Origin of the sequence: Acetobacter syzygii, assembly GCF_000964225.1 — a bacterium.
Taxonomy (GTDB): domain Bacteria; phylum Pseudomonadota; class Alphaproteobacteria; order Acetobacterales; family Acetobacteraceae; genus Acetobacter; species Acetobacter syzygii.
The window spans coordinates 1-17,779 of sequence record NZ_BAMZ01000022.1; the positions used below are offsets into that span (position 1 = coordinate 1).

The window sequence follows — 17,779 nt, forward strand, 5'->3', positions numbered from 1 at the left end:
CAACACGCAGGATGCGCAGTATGACGAGGCAGGGCTCTCCGCTCCCCACATCGTCGCAACCGCACTTAATGCGCTGGGTGTGAGCGCTGCGGGCATCGGAGACATGCTCGAAGCAACCTTGTCAAACCGCTCAACGGGGACAAAATCGTAAGCATGAAACGCATTTCTTTTCGCGCAGGGCTCGTGCTTGGCATGAGCATGGCGCTCCTTCCTGTGGTTGGGGCTGGCGTGTCCGCCCCGGCTGCTTTTGCCCAGTCCGCTCCATCCAACGCTGTGGCTGCACCTGTACAGACGCTGTATAAGGCGCTGGACCAGATTGTGCAGTCGCACGGCAGCTTTGCCGAGCGCAGCCAGATTGTTGCTGCTGCGGTTGACCAGTCCTACGATCTGGAAGCCGTGCTCAAAGCCTCCATCGGTCTGCGTTACAATGCGCTGAGTGCGGACGAAAAGCAGAAGCTGCTTGCCGCGTTCAAGGACTACACGGTCTCGCGCTATGTCAGCAACTTCAAGCCCGGTGCGGATATCAAGTTCACCATCCAGCCCAACGTGACCGATGCCCCTGTAGGCGGCAACAAGATTGTGGTGACCGATCTGGGGGCCAGCGATGGGTCAACCCCGACCGAAATCAGCTACATCATGCACAATACGGGTGGATCCTGGAAAATTGTGGACGTGCTGCTCAGCGACGCCCGCATTAGCCAGGCAGCGGCACAGCGCTCCGACTTTAGCTCCACGCTCACATCGGGTGGTGTTACGGGCCTGATCAATGTTCTTGAGCGCAAGGCTCAGGCTTCCTCCAAGGACTAAGGGAACAGGACCAGGCGCGTGCGGCAACGCAAACAGACACCTATCCCCCATCTGGGGCGCATGATGGTCGAGGCATGGTAGCGGTTTTTCCTCTTCTGGCTGCTGCCAGCGCGCTGCTTTCGGTTACCGGCTGTATCCAGTCCTCTCTGGGCGCTGGTCTGCTGGCGCGCTTCCGCCGTACGGAACAGCGGCAGGTGGTGCTGGAGAACGCGCCGCCGGTCAGTGTGCTCAAACCACTCTACGGCTCCGAACCCCTGCTGGAAGAAGCGCTGGAAAGCTTTTGCCTGCAGGACTACCCCCAGATGCAGATCCTGTTTGGCGTACGCGATGCGGATGACCCCGCCATTGCCATTGTACGCCGCCTTCAGGCGCGCCACCCGCACCTGGACATGGATCTTGTTATAGACCCAGCCCTGCACGGCCTTAACCGCAAGATCAGTAACCTGATGAATATTCTGCCCAAGGCGCGGTATGATATTCTGGTTATCTCGGATTCCGACATTCATGTACGGCCCGACTATCTGCGGCACATTGTATCCGCCCTGCAACAGCCCAATACCGGGCTGGTCACCACCCTGTATGCGGGGCTGCCCGCAAAAGGGTCCATTGTGCAGATGCTGGCGGCCTGCCAGATCAACCATAATTTTCTGCCCGGGGTCATGCTCTCACGCTATCTGGGGCGGCAGGACTGTCTGGGGGCCACCATGGCCCTGCAACGCCAGACGCTGGATGCGGTAGGCGGGCTGGAAGCCCTTCTGCCCCATGTTGCGGACGATGCGCTGCTGGGCAGGCTTGTGCGCCAGACGGGCATGAACATTGCCATTGCCGAGTGCATGACGTGGACCACCATTGCCGAATCCAGCTTTGGCGAACTCCTCCGGCATGAACTGCGCTGGGGCCGCACGGTGTGCACGCTGGCTCCGGCCGGGTATGCGGCCTCCTCCATCCAGCTCCCGCTGTTTTGGGCTACGCTGGTTGTGCTTTTTCAGCCACATGCTGCGTGGAGTTTGCCATTCTTCTGGGGCATATGGGCCATGCGTGCCCTGACATCCCTGCTGATCGACCGTGCCGTTGGTGCGCGTGCGCTCTGGCCGCTCCTGCTGCTCCCCCTGCGGGACTGGCTGTCTGCCGCCATTATGGTAGGGAGTGCCAGCGGTACGGAAGTCCACTGGCGGGGGCAAACCATGCACATTGCCCCACACCCCTCTGCCCCCTCTACCCCCGTGCGCAGCCTCTCCCCCGGCCCATAAGGGGTTCATGCAAGACTTGCTTTCTCCATATGCGCCAGAGTAATTGCCTAAACCAAAGCAGACGGAAGTCCTTGAACCAGCACTTGTGCCGGAACTTACCGTTGGACCCCACCGTTCTACGCCCTTGTCAGGATAGAAACCGATGACGATGAGAACCCTTTTTCTTCAGCCGCCAACTTTTGATGGTTTTGATGGCGGCGCAGGCTCGCGCTATCAGGCACGCCGTGAGATCAAATCTTTCTGGTATCCGACATGGCTGGCCCAACCTGCTGCTCTGGTTCCCGGTAGCCGCCTGATTGACGCGCCACCGGCCAACATGGGCATGGAACCCATTCTGGAAGATGTGAAGAACCGCGATCTGGTGGTGCTGCACACCTCCACCCCGTCCTTTGCCAAGGACGTGCAGGTGGCCCAGATGCTCAAGGACGTAAACCCCAACCTGAAGATTGGCATGGTTGGCGCCAAAGTGGCCGTACAGCCCGAGGAAAGCCTGCTTAAAGGCGCGCCCATCGACTTTGTTGCCCGCAATGAATTTGATTACACGATCAAGGACATTGCCGATGGCATGGACTTCAAGGACGTGGACGGCATTACCTGGCGCAACAAGGATGGCGAAATTGTTGCCAACCGCGACCGCGCCATGATCGAGGACATGGACTCCCTGCCCTTCGTGACCGAAGTGTACAAGCGTGACCTGCGGATTGAAGATTACTTCATCGGCTACCTCATGCACCCGTACATTTCCATCTACACGGGTCGTGGGTGCAAATCGCGCTGCACGTTCTGCCTGTGGCCGCAGACCGTGGGTGGCCACCGCTACCGCACCCGCAGCCCGCAGCATGTGGCAGCGGAAATCCGTCTGGCCATGCAGTACTTCCCGCAGGTCAAGGAATTCTTCTTTGACGATGACACCTTTACCGATGACCTGCCCCGCGCCGAAGCCATTGCCCGCGAACTGGGCAAGCTGGGTGTGACCTGGTCGTGCAATGCCAAGGCCAACGTGCCTTATGACACGCTGAAGGTCCTGCGTGACAACGGCCTGCGCCTGCTGCTTGTTGGTTATGAAAGCGGCAACCAGCAGATCCTGCACAACATCAAAAAAGGGATGCGCGTTGAAGTGGCGCGCGAGTTCACCAAGAACTGCCACGAGCTGGGTATTAAAATCCACGGCACCTTTATTCTGGGTCTGCCGGGCGAAACGAAGGAAACCATTCAGGAAACCATTCGCTTCGCGCAGGAAATCAACCCACACACGTTGCAGGTCTCGCTGGCGGCACCTTACCCCGGCACAGCCCTGTTCAAGGAAGCCACGGAAAACGGCTGGTTGGACGAAAGCAACGCCGAACTGCTGGACGAAAACGGCGTGCAGATTGCACCGCTGCACTACCCGCACCTGTCGCACACCGAAATCTTCAACAGCGTGGAAGAATTCTACAAGAAGTTCTACTTCCGTGCGCCCAAGATTGCCTCCATCGTTGGGGAAATGGTGCGTTCGCCCCAGATGATGAAGCGCCGCCTGCGCGAAGGTGTGGAGTTCTTCCAGTTCCTTAAAGGCCGCAAGGCTGCCTGATCAGGCATAACAAACGGCTCTGGGTGGGGTGTGGCGCATAGCCCCCACCCAGAACAGCCATGACAGCCCACACCTGCCGGTGATAAACAGCAGGCAAAGTGAAAAGGGCTGCCAGAAGCATGAAACGCGCCATTATTTCTGCCGATGATTTCGGCATGTCGGTTGAAGTTAACGAGGCCATTGAACAGGCCCACGTCAATGGCGTGCTCTCAACCGCCAGCCTTATGGTTTCCGGCCCTGCCGCACAGGATGCGGTGGAACGGGCCAAACGCCTGCCCTCCCTCAAGGTTGGTCTGCATCTGGTGGTCATTGAAGGACCATCGGTTCTGCCCCACAAACGCCTGCCGCTGATTACGCGGGACAATGGCTGGTTCTCCTCCTCCCAGCTTGGACTTGGCGTGGATTACTTTTTTCGCCCCGAAGGGCGGCGGGAACTGGCAACGGAAATTACCGCCCAGTTTGAAGCCTTCAGCCGCACAGGGCTGGCACTGGACCATGCCAATGCCCACAAACACATGCACCTGCACCCCACCGTGGGTAAGCTGATGATTGGCATTGGCAAGGGGTATGGGCTGAACGCCGTGCGCATTCCTCTGGAACCCCCCAGGCCCCTGCAAGCCGCAGGCTCCTACACCGACACACTGGGAGATGCCGCCCTCCGCCGCTGGACGGCCCTGCTCCGCCATCAGGCCCATGCTGCGGGCATGGCCACTAACGACTGGTGTTTTGGTCTGGCATGGAGCGGACACATGACTACCGAGCGTATGGCTGCCCTTGCAGCACACCTGCCCGATGGCGTGTCCGAGATCTATTTCCACCCTGCCACCCACAAGAACGCCATGCTGGAATCGCTGATGCCCACTTATGAACACGAGGGAGAATTCCATGCCCTCTGTTCGCAGGATTTTCGGTCAGGGCTGGAACATGCGGGAGTGCAGCTTTGTGGCTGGCAGGATGTCGCGCAAGGTGCATAGCTGCCGTGCGCATGTTGCAAATTTATCGTTATAACAAAAATTTGCACTCAACTTTTTCTAAAATGCCGTTTTTTAATGTTTTTGGGTAATAATATTACAAAACCACCCTTGACCGAACATTTCCCTTCATGCTCCAGATGACGGACCGACAACAACAAAAACAATAACGGTCTGTCCCATGGTTGCACATTCTCCTCCCCGGACCATCTGCTTCCGGTCTTGCTGCGTTCCGCACCACGTTGGTGGCACTGGAACCTATGCCCTGCCCGTTCTGTGGGTTGCACTCACCGTCTGAACGACAGGGCCAGAGGGAACATCCCTCCCCTCACACCACTGCACGCACAAAACAACTCCCTCCGGCAAAACGAGAGGAAGCGGAAGAACAATGCCAAAAATACACCGCCCCCTGCCGCACCGTGGCACGCCAGAGCGTGCGCTGTGTTCCCTGCCCACCCGCACTGCGGCAGCAGCCTTTGCACTGGCATCGGTCTGGCATACCCCCTTTGGCGTGGGCACAGCACAGGCCCAGACAACCCACGCCTCTGCCCTCACCGCGCAACCTGCCGTTGCCCCCGTTTCGGACACGATCATCAACCCCGGCAGCAAGGTCCATGCCCTGCCCACGCAGTCCCTGCGCCCGCTGGATGCGGAAACCATTGGCCCGGACCTGAGCGCCATCCGCCGCCCGCCCAACACTCCCATTCCACCAAGCGGGGTGCCCATTCTGCCATCGCCCGGTCTGGCTCCACTGAGTGTGATGCCGATTATGCCATCGGAAACCCCACACTCGCTCCACCAGATTGAACTGGACGCACTCAGCAATGCGGAAGGTCCATCCGCCCTGCTGCCCGCAAGCCTTGATGCCCAGCGCGACTACGACCTGCCAGACCCCTACTACGTGCCAACAGCGGGTACGGGGCACCTTATTCCGCAGCTTATGCCATTCCGCGACCGGCTGCGGGACAAAGGCTTTTCGTTCTCCTTCTCCTACAAAGGGGAGGCCATGGGTCTGGTTGCCGGGGGGCTCCCCCACCAGAAGGGGATCAGCTACGTGCATGAGCTGACCTTGCAGACCACGTTTGATCTGGGCCGCATGAACCAGTCGCTCAATGGCTGGTCCGTTCATGCACTGGTTATGGAGCGTGCAGGCCGTGCAGCCCAGAACGTGCGCGTGGGCGAATACTACGCAGCGCTTCAGGAAGTTTACACACTCTCAGGCAACGTGGTGGCCCATCTGGTGGACATGTACGCCGAGAAAAAGATGCTCAACAACAAGCTGGACATCATTTTTGGCCGAATGTCGCTGACCCATGTCTTTGCAACGTCGCCCCTGCTGTGCTCCTTCATGGTCACCTGTTCGGCTCCGGTGGCCATCAAGCAGCTTCCGGGCATGAGCGTGTACCCAAAGGCAACATGGGGTGCACGCGTGCGCTTCCGCCCCACGCGGGACACGGCCTTGCAGGTTGGCGCTTACTCGGTCAGCAAAATTACCGACAACCCCTCCGGCTGGGCATGGGGCGCAGAAGATGCGACCGGCCTGTCCTTGCCAATCGAATTGACCTGGGCACCTTTCCTGACCCGCAACCGTTTGCCGGGCCATTACGTGCTGGGGTACGAGCATGATACAACCCGTTATGCGGACAAGATTGGCTCGGTCCTGCCTGCCCATGTGGCCAACACGCTGCCGGGCACACGCTCTGCACCATCCGACTCCATGTGGCTGGAAGCAGACCAGATGATTTACCGCCTTGGTGGCCGTAACCAGATGGCCGGTGGCTACCTGATGGCCGGATATGTGCACGCCACACCACGGGTCGTGAACATATCGGATCAGGCCTATGCGGGCCTGTCCTTTGTCGGGCTTATTCCCAGCCGTATGACCGACCGCTTTGGTGTGCTGTACTCATGGTACAAAGTCAGCCGCAGACGGCGCGAAAGCCAGATTCTGGCTGTGGAAAACGGGTATTCTCTGGGCTCAACCATTCATGGGATCCAAAATGATTCCGAACTGATTGAAGCTTACTACGGGATTGATGCAACCCACGGCGTGCTGGTCCAGCCAGAATTCCAGTACATGATCCACCCGGGGGAAACACACAACATCCGCAACGCAGCACTGGTCGGGCTTAAGGTTATTGCCGCCCTGTAACCCTTATGCCGGTCCGGTATGGACCGGCAGTCTGGCATAAAACACCACGAATGCCCCCTGCCCCCGTGGCAGGGTCTAGGCATGGCGGACCACCTCTGCTAGTCAGCAAGACCAACGTTCAACCTGTACGCGACTGGCCTTGCTGCATCTGGCATGACTGATACGCCCCACAATACACCCTCCACCGGACAGACCCTTTCCGCCAGAGCGGAAGCGGCACATGCCGAACGGCTTGCTCGCCAGGCGGCAGCACTGCGCGCCAACCTGCGCCGCCGCAAGGAACAGGCCCGCAGCAGGCAGGACCAGACGGCGGAGGACCAACGCCCCGCCACCACACAGACCACCCCCGGCAATGAAGAGAGCAAGACATGACCGTGATGCCCGATACATGGATCCGCCAGATGGCGAACGATCACGGCATGATCGAACCGTTTGTGGAAAACCAGAAGCGCGAAGGCGTTATTTCCTACGGTCTGTCCTCCTACGGGTATGATGCCCGCGTGGCCGACGATTTTCGTATTTTTACGGATGTCAACAACGCCATTGTGGACCCCAAGAACTTCAGCCCCGAAGGGTTTGTCTCCCGCAAGGCGGATGAATGCATTATTCCGCCCAACAGCTTTGTGCTGGCACATACCATTGAGTATTTTCGGATCCCGCGGGATGTTCTGGTGGTCTGCCTTGGCAAATCGACCTATGCGCGGTGCGGCATTATTGTCAACGTAACCCCGCTGGAGCCGGAGTGGGAGGGGCAGGTCACAATCGAGATCAGCAACACAACCCCCCTGCCAGCCCGCATTTACGCTAACGAAGGTATCTGCCAGTTCCTGTTCTTCAAGGGCGATTCCCCGTGCGAGGTCAGCTACGCGGACCGCGCAGGCAAATATATGGGCCAGCGTGGCGTTGCCACGCCACGGATGTAACCCCATGGACCATTTTGTTATTCGGGGGGGCCGCCCCCTGCATGGGGAAATAGCCATTGGCGGTGCCAAAAACGCCGGGCTGAAGCTGCTGGTAGCCGGATTATTAACATCCGAACGGCTTGTGCTGTCCAATGTTCCGCATATTGCCGATATTGCCACCATGCGCGCCCTGCTGGAACAACATGGGCTGGCAGTGCACGACCTTGCGGGGGACGGGTCCACCCTGTCCGTCGGGGGGGAAATTACCAATACCGAAGCCCCGTATGACATTGTTTCCAAAATGCGGGCGTCCATTCTGGTCCTTGGTCCTTTGCTGGCCCGCTGCCGCGAGGCACGCGTATCGCTCCCCGGTGGCTGTGCCATTGGCACCCGCCCGGTGGATCTGCACCTGAAAGGGCTGGAAACACTCGGGGCCGAAATTACGCTGGAAAACGGCTATATCAACGCCCGTGCACCCAAAGGATTAAAAGGGGAGCGCATTATTCTCCCCTTTGCATCCGTTGGTGCGACCGAAAACCTGATGATGGCGGCAACGCTGGCGCAGGGCAAAACCGAGATCATTAACGCCGCCCGTGAACCGGAAATGGTGGATCTGGCCAACTGCCTGAACGCCATGGGCGCACGCATTACCGGCGCGGGCAGCTCCGCCATTCTGATTGACGGTGTGGAGGCCCTGCACGGGGCCGAACACCGCATTATGCCCGACCGGATTGAATGCGGCACCTATGCCTGTGCCGCAGCCATTACAGGCGGTGACCTGCGGCTGGTTGGTGGCCAAATGGACCATCTGGGGGCTGTCGTCCGTGCCTTGGAAGAATGCGGGGTAGAAGTTACGCAGGATGGCAACACCATGCGTGTGCGCCGCACTGGGGCTTTGCGCGGCATAGATATTATGACCGAGCCTTACCCCGGCTTCCCAACCGACATGCAGGCCCAGTTTATGGCGCTGCTCTCGGTCGCGGAAGGGGCTTCCATGATTACCGAAACCATTTTTGAAAACCGGTTCATGCACGTGCCCGAACTCAACCGTATGGGTGCGCGCATTAATGTCCACGGGTCTTCCGCCATTATTCGTGGCGTGCACAGCCTGTCCGGCGCGCCGGTTATGGCAACCGACCTGCGGGCGTCCTTCTCGCTTATTCTGGCGGGCCTTGCCGCGCATGGTGAGACCATTCTGAGCCGCGTTTACCACCTTGACCGGGGGTACGAGGCCGTGGAACGCAAACTGGCCAAATGTGGCGCATTGATCGAGCGCGTAAGGGACTGACAGCCCCACCACACGCCTGAATGCAAAAAACCGGAGCAGCCTGACCTGCCCCGGTTTTTTTATACGCTGGCCCCACACATAAAGTGCGGGAGATACAGCCTAGTCTTCCCACCAGATGGAGAGAGTACGCACACCCTGTGCGCCACGGATCAGCACACCCTGAATATCCGCAGTGGCGGAAGGGCCGCTCATCAGCACACCATAATTGGCAGTATGGAACTCTGGGCGGTCCATATAGGCCGTGTGCATGTTGGCCGTCAGATTTTTGGGCGAGAGAATAACCACAATATGCTGGGTCAGATGGGCAGCGGAGTTCAGGTCATGCAACTGGGCTTCGCTCAGGTAGATCGAGCCCATTTCCGCAATACCAAACGGAGAGCGCACCACCAGCACATCCACCGAGGCCGCCTGCTGGGGCGTGCCAAGGTCTTCTATACGGATCGTCCCTTCAAAATCCGGCACGGCCGAACAGATCACTTTGGAATCAGGGAACCGGCGGGCAATGGCCGTGGCCAGTGTATCGCCCTCCTGGCGTTCAAGCACCTGCCCACCCAGAATCTGGAGGCTGTTCTCAAACCGGGCCTGCCCGTTATCCATATCCCCCAGCCTTGCAACGGGGGGGAGCGGGTGCGCCTTGGGGTCCGGACGGTTATCCCGCAGGCGGGTCAAAATGGCATCGCGCGACGTGCTCATGCGCCTTCCCCTTCCTTCTTTTTGGTTTTCAGGCGGTTCTGCTTATACCAGCTATGGAATGTCTGCTTGACCGGGTGTGGCAGTTCGCGGTGCTTGCCCCACGGGTTAAGCCAGTTATACAGCACAAAGCGCGGCATGGTGCTCAGCGCGACTTCCGTACTGTTAATGGCGGCACGGTACAGGCTGGGCTGGCCCATAAGCTTGCCCGCCATATACATGACCTCCCGCTTTACAAACGGCAGTTCGTGGTGTTCGGCCAGCACACGCCGCCATTTGTACAACTGGTCATGAATATTGATCTTGACCGGGCATACGTTGGTGCAGCTCCCGTTCATGGTCGAGGCAAAGGGCAGTGTGCTGTATTTGCGCTCGTTAAACGTGGGGTCAATAATTGCACCAATGGGGCCGGAATACACCGCACCATAGGACAGACCACCCGAACGCCGGTACACCGGGCAGGTGTTCATGCACGCGCCGCAACGGATACATTTGAGCGAGGTCCAGAACTCCTCCATGCCCAAACGGTGCGAACGCCCGTTATCCACCAGCACCACATGCATTTCGCTCCCCTTCTGCGGGCCACGGAAGTGCGTGGTGTACTGCGTAATGGGCGAGCCAAGCGCCGAGCGGGAGAGCATACGGATAAACACGCCCATATCCGCCATACGCGGCACAAGGCGTTCAATCCCGATTGTGGCAATGTGCAGCCCCGGCACGGTTGCACTCAGGTCGGCATTGCCTTCGTTGGTGCAAACGACAAAGGAGCCGGTTTCCGCCACCACAAAGTTACCCCCCGTCATCCCCGCATCGGCGGAAAGAATAACCGGGCGGGCCGCCAGACGCTGCTGCCACGCAAGGGACTGCGCATCATCATCATTCGGGTCGGTGTGGTAATGTTTGGCAAAAATCTTGGCCACATCGGGGATCAGCTTATGCACGGCTGGCACCACAATATGGCTGGGCATCTGGTCATCCAGCTGCTGGATACGCTCGCCCAGATCCGTTTCCGTCACCACAACGCCGCGTGGTTCCAGATACTCGCGCATACAGCATTCTTCGGTCACCATGGACTTGCTCTTGATGAGCGACTTGGCACCGTGTTTTTCCAGAATTTCGCCTACAATGCGGTTATGTTCCGCGCCATCGGCAGCCCAGTGAACGTGAATACCGTTCTTTTTGGCATTTGCTTCAAACTGCTCCAGATATTCGGGCAGGTTGGCCAGCGTATGCTCCTTAATGGCGGAAGCACGGGCGCGCAGTTCCTGCCATTCGGGCAGAATGTGCATCTGCTGGTCGCGCTTTTGCCGCAGGTCCCAAAGCCGTTCATCATGGAAATCCATGTGAGCCGTATCTTCAATAAATGCTTCAGCAGCCTTGGCGTGGTTAACAGGTTTGACTTTCATTCCCGCGCTCCATTCAGAATTTCAGCAATATGAATGAAGCGGATAGGCACGCCCGCCCGCTCCGCGCACCCCTGCTGGTGCATCATGCATGACGTATCGGCCGAAACAATATATTCAGCCCCCGCCTGATGGTGGTCACGCACCTTGTCCGTTCCCATTTTGGCGGACACAGCCTCCTCCGTAACCGAGAAGGTTCCACCAAAACCACAGCATTCATCCGGGCGTTTGGGCGTGGCAAAGGAAATGCCCTTGACCTTGTTCAACAAATCCATGGGTTTGGAAAAAAACGGCTCACCCAGCTCGGACATGCTGGCCGTGCGCAGCGCGCGCAATGTGCCGCAACTGTTATGCAGCCCCACCTTGTGCGGGAACTCGGCCCAGGGGAAGTCCTGCACCTTCAGAACATCATGCAAAAACTCGACCAGTTCAAACGTGTTTTCACGCACATGGCGTACTTCATCCGTTTGTTCGATCGCATCAAAATTGTCGCGCACATGGTGTGTGCAACTGCCAGATGGCATAACAATGGCATCATACTTGGCAAAGTTTTTAACAAACAGAGCTTCTGCCGGTGCTGCATCCTTGTTGCAGCCCGAATTGGCCATGGGCTGGCCACAGCAGGTCTGGTTCATGGGGTATTCCACGTCCTGACCCAGCTTTTCCAGCAACTCCAGTGTAGCAATCCCCGCGTTTGGATAAAACGCGTCTATATAACAGGGAATAAACAACCCGATTTTCATACGCACCCCCGGTAAAGAACGAGCCTCCTCAGCTCGCTGCAATCACAATTTCCACTAAAGATGGGCCATCAGTTGCCAAAGCCGCCTCCAGTGCCGGGGCAATATCGGCCGCCCGCGTCAATCTGGTGGAGGGCACACCCATGGAACGGGCAAGCGCCTGATAGTCTATGCTCGGGTTCACAATATCCATGGCTGGATAAGTCCCTTCCCGCGCGGAAATATAGTCTTTTTGCTGCCGCATGAAGTTCTTGAGCACATTGTACTCCTGATTATTCATGACCACAAAAGTCACAGGCAGCTTCTCATGTGCCGCGGTCCATAACGCCTGAGGCGAATACAGAGCCGCGCCATCCCCCACAAGAGACACAACACGCTCGCGCCCAAGGCCGAGCGATGCCCCAACGGCAGCAGGCATCCCCCACCCAAGCGCTCCCCCACGCAGGAAGGAATACTGGGCAGACCATGCACTTTCCAAAAACAGGCGGACATCGGAGGATGTGGCTATGGCCTCATCCACAATGGCAATATCCGGGCCAATGGCGCGCACCACCTCCCACGCAGCAACGCTGGGGTGGATAACCGCATCACTCTGGTGGACCAGCACGTCTGCACGGGCCTGCGCCCTGTGCGCCTGCCGCTCTGCCGCAACCTGTTGACCTGCCGCGTGATAAGCCTGCGCATTCGCCTGCGTCTGCCCCTGCAACTCCGGCAGCAATGCCTGCAAGGACGCACGAATATCCCCCACGACCGAAAGCGGGGTCCAGAACGTACGCCCCAGATCCCGCACATCGGAGGACATCTGATACACGGCACAGCTTGGCGGCAGGGCCGGGCCTTCCGTGTACAGAATGGTAATCAGGGATTTGCCACCCAATGCAAAAATGGCGTCATACGCACCCAGCTTTTCCGCAATGGCGGTTGCCTGCGTGGGCAGGTTGCCACACCACAACGGATGGGCCGTTGCAAACGGAATGCGCGATGGCCAGGACGAACCATAAACCGGAGCACCCAGACATTCGGCCACGGCCGCAACCTCGGCTGCGGCATCGGAACCGTAAACCTCGTCCCCGGCAATAATCGCCAACCGACCGGGGGCTATGCCCGCCAGAGCACGCGCAAGCTCCGGCAGTCCACCGGCCACGGCCTGACGGTTGATCTGCGATGGCGCACCAATATCCACCGCACTCAGTTCCTCCATAACGTCCATGGGCAACGAGAGGAACACAGGCCCGCTGGGCGCTGCCGTGGAATCATGGAAGGCACGGCGGAGCAGCACGGGCAACTGGTCCGCATGTGCGACCTCCTGCGCCCATTTGACCGCCGGGCGGGCAATCTGCACCAGATCTCCGAACAGCAGCGGGTCTGAAATGGTATGGCGGGAATCCTGCTGCCCTGCTGTCACCACCAGCGGGGTCTGGGACACGCTGGCATTGAGCAGGTTGCCCAGACCATGCCCAAGCCCGCCAGCCGTATGCAGGTTCAAAAATCCCGGTTTGCGCGCCGCCTGTGCATAGCCATCGGCCATGGCCACGACGCTGGCTTCCTGCAGGCCCAGCACGTAATGCACGTCCCGCACTTCCAGCAACGCATCGATCAGTGGCAGTTCGGTTGTGCCGGGGTTGCCAAAAATATAATCAACCCCCTCGCTGCGCAGAACCTCCAGCAGCACGGCAGCCCCACGGCGCAATCTGCCCCCGGCCGCATCCACACCTGTTATGCCTGACATGCCTTTTGCTCCCCTGCCCCTGTTGGCCAGTCCATGGGGGCCGTGCCTGAGCAAGCCCCCTTACACCGTGGCGACCTGTTATTCCGCCGCCAGCTTCTGCCCTTTGAGCGCTGCGGGTTCGGGGCCACCCGTAGCCCAGTCCAGCAGTTCCACGGTATGCACAAACGGCAGGCCCAGCTCGCCCGCCAGCTGGGTCATGCAGCCAATGTTGCCGCTGGCGGCAATCTGGGCATGAACGGAGCGGATATTGCGCAGTTTGCGCTCCTTCAGCTCATTGGCAATGTCGGGCTGGAGCAGGTTGTAGGTCCCGGCAGAACCGCAGCACAGATAACCTTCCGGCACATCCAGCACGGTAAACCCTGCCTCGCGCAGCAGGTCCTTGGGCTGGTTCACAATCCGCTGCCCATGCTGCATGGAACAGGCGGAATGGTACACCACGCGCAGCCCGGTGGGGTTAACGGGTTTTTGCAACCCGATTTCCACCATGAACTCGCTAATATCCTTGGCCATGGCGGACACACGGGCCGCCTTGTCCGCCCATGCCGGGTCCAGACGGAGCGCATGGCCATACGCCTTGATGGACGTGCCACACCCTGAGGTGTTGATAACAATGGCATCCAGCCCATCCGGGCCATCAGCCTCGCGCAGCCATGCGTCAATGTTCGCCTTGACCAGTGGCAGGGCCTGCGCCTCGTCCCCCATATGTTCGGCGGGGGCGCCACAGCAACCCGACCCCGCCGCCACAACCACTTCCACCCCATGGCGCTGGAGCAGGCGAATTGTGGCCTCGTTAATGGCGGTATCCAGCACGGTCTGTACGCAGCCGTTCAGCAACGCCACACGCTTACGGGGTTTGGCTGCCTTACCCCCCTCGGGTGCTGGCAAAAATGTCTGGGGCCGGTCAACAGGACTTGGAGCAGGCAGCGGCTTGGTTGGCACCATATCCAGCATGGCGCGCATGGTGCCCGAGAACAGCCCCCGGAAAGGCCGCCCCATACGCCCGCCAAAAATAGCCAGACGGAACAGGCGGGCATTGGGAATAAGCCGGACCAGCAGTTCGCGCACGGCCCGCTGGAAGAGGGGGCGCCTGTAATGTTCCTCCACATATTCGCGCCCATGCGCAATAAGCTTGGAATATTCCACACCTGAAGGGCATATGGCCTCGCACGCAAGGCAGGTCAGGCAGCGGTCCAGATGTTCGACCGTTTTGGCGTCTGGCGCACCGCCTTTTTCGTACATATCCTTCATCAGAAAAATGCGGCCACGCGGGCTGTCATTTTCCTCATGTTTTACGGCGTATGTGGGGCAGCGCGAGAGGCACACACCACAATGCACGCAGTTGCCAATAATATCTTTGGCCAGTTGAACGTTCGGGTCCGCATCCAGCGCGGCCTGAGGAATGTGGCTGAGCATTGGTGCGTCTCCTACGCCTGAACGGTCATACGGCCGGGGTTGAGAATACCCGCCGGGTCAAAGGCAGCACGGGTACGCGCGGCCAGTGCCGCAACCCCGGCACTTACAGGGGGGAACGCGCCAAACTGCGTCAGCACCGCATCTGGCGCACGGAGGATGGTTGCGCGCGCACCGGCCTGTTCTGCCATTTTACGGTAACGCAGGGTGTCCACCTCCGGCTGCACACCGCGCATGGTGGAAAACACAACGCCACCCGCCCAATCTACAAAAAAGCGGTTGATGCAGCCTGCCTTGCGCGCCTGCTCCACAAACGCGGGCATGGTTGTGGCAGGCAGGTTAACACGCCAGACCAGTTCGTCCGGTCGGGCGTGCAGGCAGGTCAGTTCACGCACACCAGCCCACAGGCTCTGGCTTTCTGCCTGCTCCAGCACCTGCATGGGCCCACGCGTGGCCAGCAGACTGTTCAGAATCTGCTGGTTACCTGCAACACCGGGGACACTCCCTTCCACCCGCACCAGCACTTCGCACACACCTGCGGCATTAACCCGGCGGGCCAGCCCGCCTATGCCCAGCGGCAAGGCGCGCATTCTGGCGAACAGGGCCACATCCTCCTCTACAGAGGTGGCGGGCAGCACGAGCGTGACCTCCGCCCTTGGGGCAGGCAGTACTTTAATGGTCACGGTTGTCAGTGCCGCCAATGTGCCGTTGGAGCCTGTAACCAGTTTGCTCAGGTCATAGCCTGTAACGTTCTTCATGGTGCGCCCACCGGCCTTGAACACGTCCCCCTGACCGTTCACACCTTCCACGCCCAGAACAAAGTCGCGCGCCGCACCGGTCAGTATCCGCCGTGGGCCGGACAGGGCTGTTGCCACGGCCCCACCCAATGTGCAGCGGGCACTATCGGTGCCATATAACCCGGCATAGCGTGGCGGTTCAAACGGCAGGTACTGGCCCTTCTGCGCCAGAAGCTGCTCCACTTCATCCAGTGTAACACCCACACCGGCGCGGATAACCAGATCATCCGGGTCGTAAAAATCTATGGCATTCAGCCCGCCCAGTTCCAGCACGCGCGTTGCGCGCACCGGGTTGCCAAGCCCTGTACGGGTGCCATTCCCCCGCACGGCCAGAGGCTCGCCCTTCCGGGCTGCATCCATAAGAATATCGGCCACATCCTGCGTGCTGGCAGGACGCATGGCGGCAATGGTTTGTGTGTCTGTCATGCTTGCAATGCCCTACCAGAATCAGAAACGCGGAATATCTGCAAAACGCAGGTTGCCGTTATGCACATGCATCCGCCCGAATTCCGCGCAACGGCACAGGGTTGGGAACATCTTGCCCGGATTAAGCAGGTCTTTGGGGTCAAACGCACATTTGACCATCTGCTGCTGCTGGAGATCAATTTCGGTAAACTGATGGGTCATCAGGTCGCGTTTTTCAACACCAATCCCATGCTCCCCGCTAAGCACCCCACCGGCATCCACGCAGGCAATCAGCACATCGGCCCCAAATTCCTCGGCTTTTTCCAGATCACCCGGTTTGGCCGCATCGTACATGATAATGGGGTGCAGGTTGCCATCCCCCGCATGGAAGCAGTTGGCGTAATCCAGCCCGTATTTTCTGGACATGTCGGCCATTTTATTCAGCACTTCGGGCAGTTTGTTGCGCGGAATTGTGCCGTCCGTGCAGTAATAGTCCGGGCAGAGCTTGCCAATGGCAGAAAAAGCCAGTTTGCGGCTGCTCCATATGCGCTGGCGCTCTTCTTCCGTGGTGCTGACCTTGATTTCGATCGCACCCTGACCACGCGCAACGTCACTGACCACCCCAACCAGTGCATCCACCTCAACCGCCGTACCATCGAGTTCGCACAGCAGGAGTGCCGCCGTGCGGTCATCAAATTTTTCCTTGATCAGGACCGAGACCGCATCGAGCACCTTACGGTCCATGAACTCCAGTCCGGCGGGAATAATGCCCGCGCCAATAATGGCCCCCACACATGCGCAGGCCTCCTCCACGGACGGGAAGCTCATGGAAATCACTCGCGCCACTTCGGGCACAGGCTCCAGCCGTACGGCAATTTCCGTCACAACGGCCAGCAGCCCTTCCGATCCGGTCAGGACACCCATAAGGTCCAGCTCGCCTTCGGCCGCGCCAAGGTAAGCCCCACCGAGTTCCACCATCTCGCCGGTCATCAGAACAGCCTGAATGCCCAGAATATGGTTGGCGGTCACACCGTATTTAAGGCAGTGCACGCCGCCTGCGTTTTCCGCCACGTTCCCACCTATGGTGGAAATAAGCTGGCTGGATGGGTCGGGCATGTAACACAGACCAAGATGGCTGACGGCCTCGGTAATTTTAATGTTAGGCACACCGGGCTGCACGCGCGCCACACGGTTGTGTTCGTCCACCGCCAGCACGTTGCACAGACGCGAGGTAACCAGCAGCACGCCATCTTCCAGTGGCAGAGCCCCACCGGAAAGTGATGTGCCAGACCCGCGCGGCACAATTTTTACACCTTTTTCGTGACAAAAACGCAGAACGGCCTGCACTTCCTCCGCGCAGCCGGGCAAAACCACAAGCAACGGCATGGCCATGTAAGCGGTAATGCCATCGCACTGGTAGGGTCTGCGCTGTGCATCGTCGGAAATGACCCAGTCTTTTCCCACAATCTTGCGCAGGCCCTGCGCCAGTGCATCACGCTGGCTCAGAATGGCCTGACTCGGTTCGGGCATCTGCATTCTTGTTCTCTTTCATACTGCGTTGCCGCGTCATGGAAGAAAAAAGGCAGTGTGCCTGCCTCCTTTGCTCCGTCCGCCCATGGCGTCGTGTTGTGGTGTTATAACAACATTATCGCGTTCATGAAACGG

The 17,779-nt window shown here is 59.2% G+C and carries 15 protein-coding genes; 8 read left to right on the plus strand and 7 right to left on the minus strand.

The genetic code is table 11. The features are described 5' to 3' along the window. Window positions 1-153: 153 nt before the first annotated feature. The 8 genes from Absy_RS08720 to murA all read left to right on the plus strand — a co-directional run bounded on the left by Absy_RS08720 (window position 154) and on the right by murA (window position 8,940). On the plus strand, window positions 154-807 hold the full coding sequence (locus tag Absy_RS08720; RefSeq protein WP_048854368.1) for an ABC transporter substrate-binding protein: 654 nt from the start codon (window positions 154-156) through the stop codon (window positions 805-807). A 74-nt stretch (window positions 808-881) separates the two neighbouring features. Continuing rightward, window positions 882-2,057: a bacteriohopanetetrol glucosamine biosynthesis glycosyltransferase HpnI gene (hpnI, locus tag Absy_RS08725; RefSeq protein ID WP_048854369.1), complete on the plus strand. Its 1,176-nt coding sequence runs from the start codon at window positions 882-884 to the stop codon at window positions 2,055-2,057. Window positions 2,058-2,199: 142 nt separating this feature from the next. Then, window positions 2,200-3,627 (plus strand): hopanoid biosynthesis associated radical SAM protein HpnJ, encoded by a 1,428-nt coding sequence (gene hpnJ, locus Absy_RS08730; protein ID WP_173957491.1) that lies wholly within the window; start codon window positions 2,200-2,202, stop codon window positions 3,625-3,627. A 119-nt stretch (window positions 3,628-3,746) separates the two neighbouring features. Then, the gene (hpnK, locus tag Absy_RS08735; RefSeq protein WP_048854370.1) at window positions 3,747-4,601 is read left to right on the plus strand and encodes a hopanoid biosynthesis-associated protein HpnK; all 855 of its coding nucleotides are present in this window, start codon (window positions 3,747-3,749) and stop codon (window positions 4,599-4,601) included. A gap of 385 nt (window positions 4,602-4,986) precedes the next feature. After that, window positions 4,987-6,750, plus strand: a complete 1,764-nt coding sequence (locus tag Absy_RS08740; RefSeq protein ID WP_084597032.1) for a carbohydrate porin — start codon at window positions 4,987-4,989, stop codon at window positions 6,748-6,750. Between the two features lie 153 nt (window positions 6,751-6,903). After that, complete coding sequence (locus tag Absy_RS08745; RefSeq protein WP_048854371.1) at window positions 6,904-7,122, plus strand: hypothetical protein; 219 nt, start codon at window positions 6,904-6,906, stop codon at window positions 7,120-7,122. Beyond that, complete coding sequence (gene dcd / locus Absy_RS08750; protein WP_048854372.1) at window positions 7,119-7,673, plus strand: dCTP deaminase; 555 nt, start codon at window positions 7,119-7,121, stop codon at window positions 7,671-7,673. The genes Absy_RS08745 and dcd overlap by 4 nt, the downstream gene beginning before the upstream one ends. 4 nt (window positions 7,674-7,677) lie before the next feature. Further along, on the plus strand, window positions 7,678-8,940 hold the full coding sequence (gene murA / locus Absy_RS08755) for a UDP-N-acetylglucosamine 1-carboxyvinyltransferase (protein ID WP_048854373.1): 1,263 nt from the start codon (window positions 7,678-7,680) through the stop codon (window positions 8,938-8,940). Between the two features lie 99 nt (window positions 8,941-9,039). Here the strand turns inward: murA and Absy_RS08760 are convergent, their stop codons facing one another. From Absy_RS08760 to Absy_RS08790, 7 genes are all read right to left on the minus strand, one after another. Then, a complete protein-coding gene (locus tag Absy_RS08760) occupies window positions 9,040-9,633 on the minus strand; it encodes a LutC/YkgG family protein (protein ID WP_048854374.1) in 594 nt (197 codons plus the stop codon). Beyond that, window positions 9,630-11,036, minus strand: a complete 1,407-nt coding sequence (locus Absy_RS08765) for a lactate utilization protein B (RefSeq protein WP_048854375.1) — start codon at window positions 11,034-11,036, stop codon at window positions 9,630-9,632. The genes Absy_RS08760 and Absy_RS08765 overlap by 4 nt, the downstream gene beginning before the upstream one ends. After that, window positions 11,033-11,776, minus strand: coding sequence for a (Fe-S)-binding protein (locus tag Absy_RS08770; RefSeq protein ID WP_048854376.1), 744 nt, complete (start codon window positions 11,774-11,776; stop codon window positions 11,033-11,035). Before Absy_RS08770 ends, Absy_RS08765 begins: the two co-directional genes overlap by 4 nt. 28 nt (window positions 11,777-11,804) lie before the next feature. After that, entirely contained in the window at window positions 11,805-13,502 is a 1,698-nt protein-coding gene (locus tag Absy_RS08775; RefSeq protein WP_048854377.1) for a thiamine pyrophosphate-binding protein, read from the minus strand. A 78-nt stretch (window positions 13,503-13,580) separates the two neighbouring features. Next, entirely contained in the window at window positions 13,581-14,915 is a 1,335-nt protein-coding gene (gene glcF, locus Absy_RS08780) for a glycolate oxidase subunit GlcF (RefSeq protein ID WP_048854378.1), read from the minus strand. 11 nt (window positions 14,916-14,926) lie between these two features. Beyond that, a complete protein-coding gene (locus Absy_RS08785; RefSeq protein ID WP_048854379.1) occupies window positions 14,927-16,135 on the minus strand; it encodes an FAD-binding protein in 1,209 nt (402 codons plus the stop codon). A gap of 21 nt (window positions 16,136-16,156) precedes the next feature. After that, window positions 16,157-17,644, minus strand: a complete 1,488-nt coding sequence (locus Absy_RS08790) for an FAD-linked oxidase C-terminal domain-containing protein (protein WP_415424070.1) — start codon at window positions 17,642-17,644, stop codon at window positions 16,157-16,159. Between the last annotated feature and the right edge of the window lie 135 nt (window positions 17,645-17,779).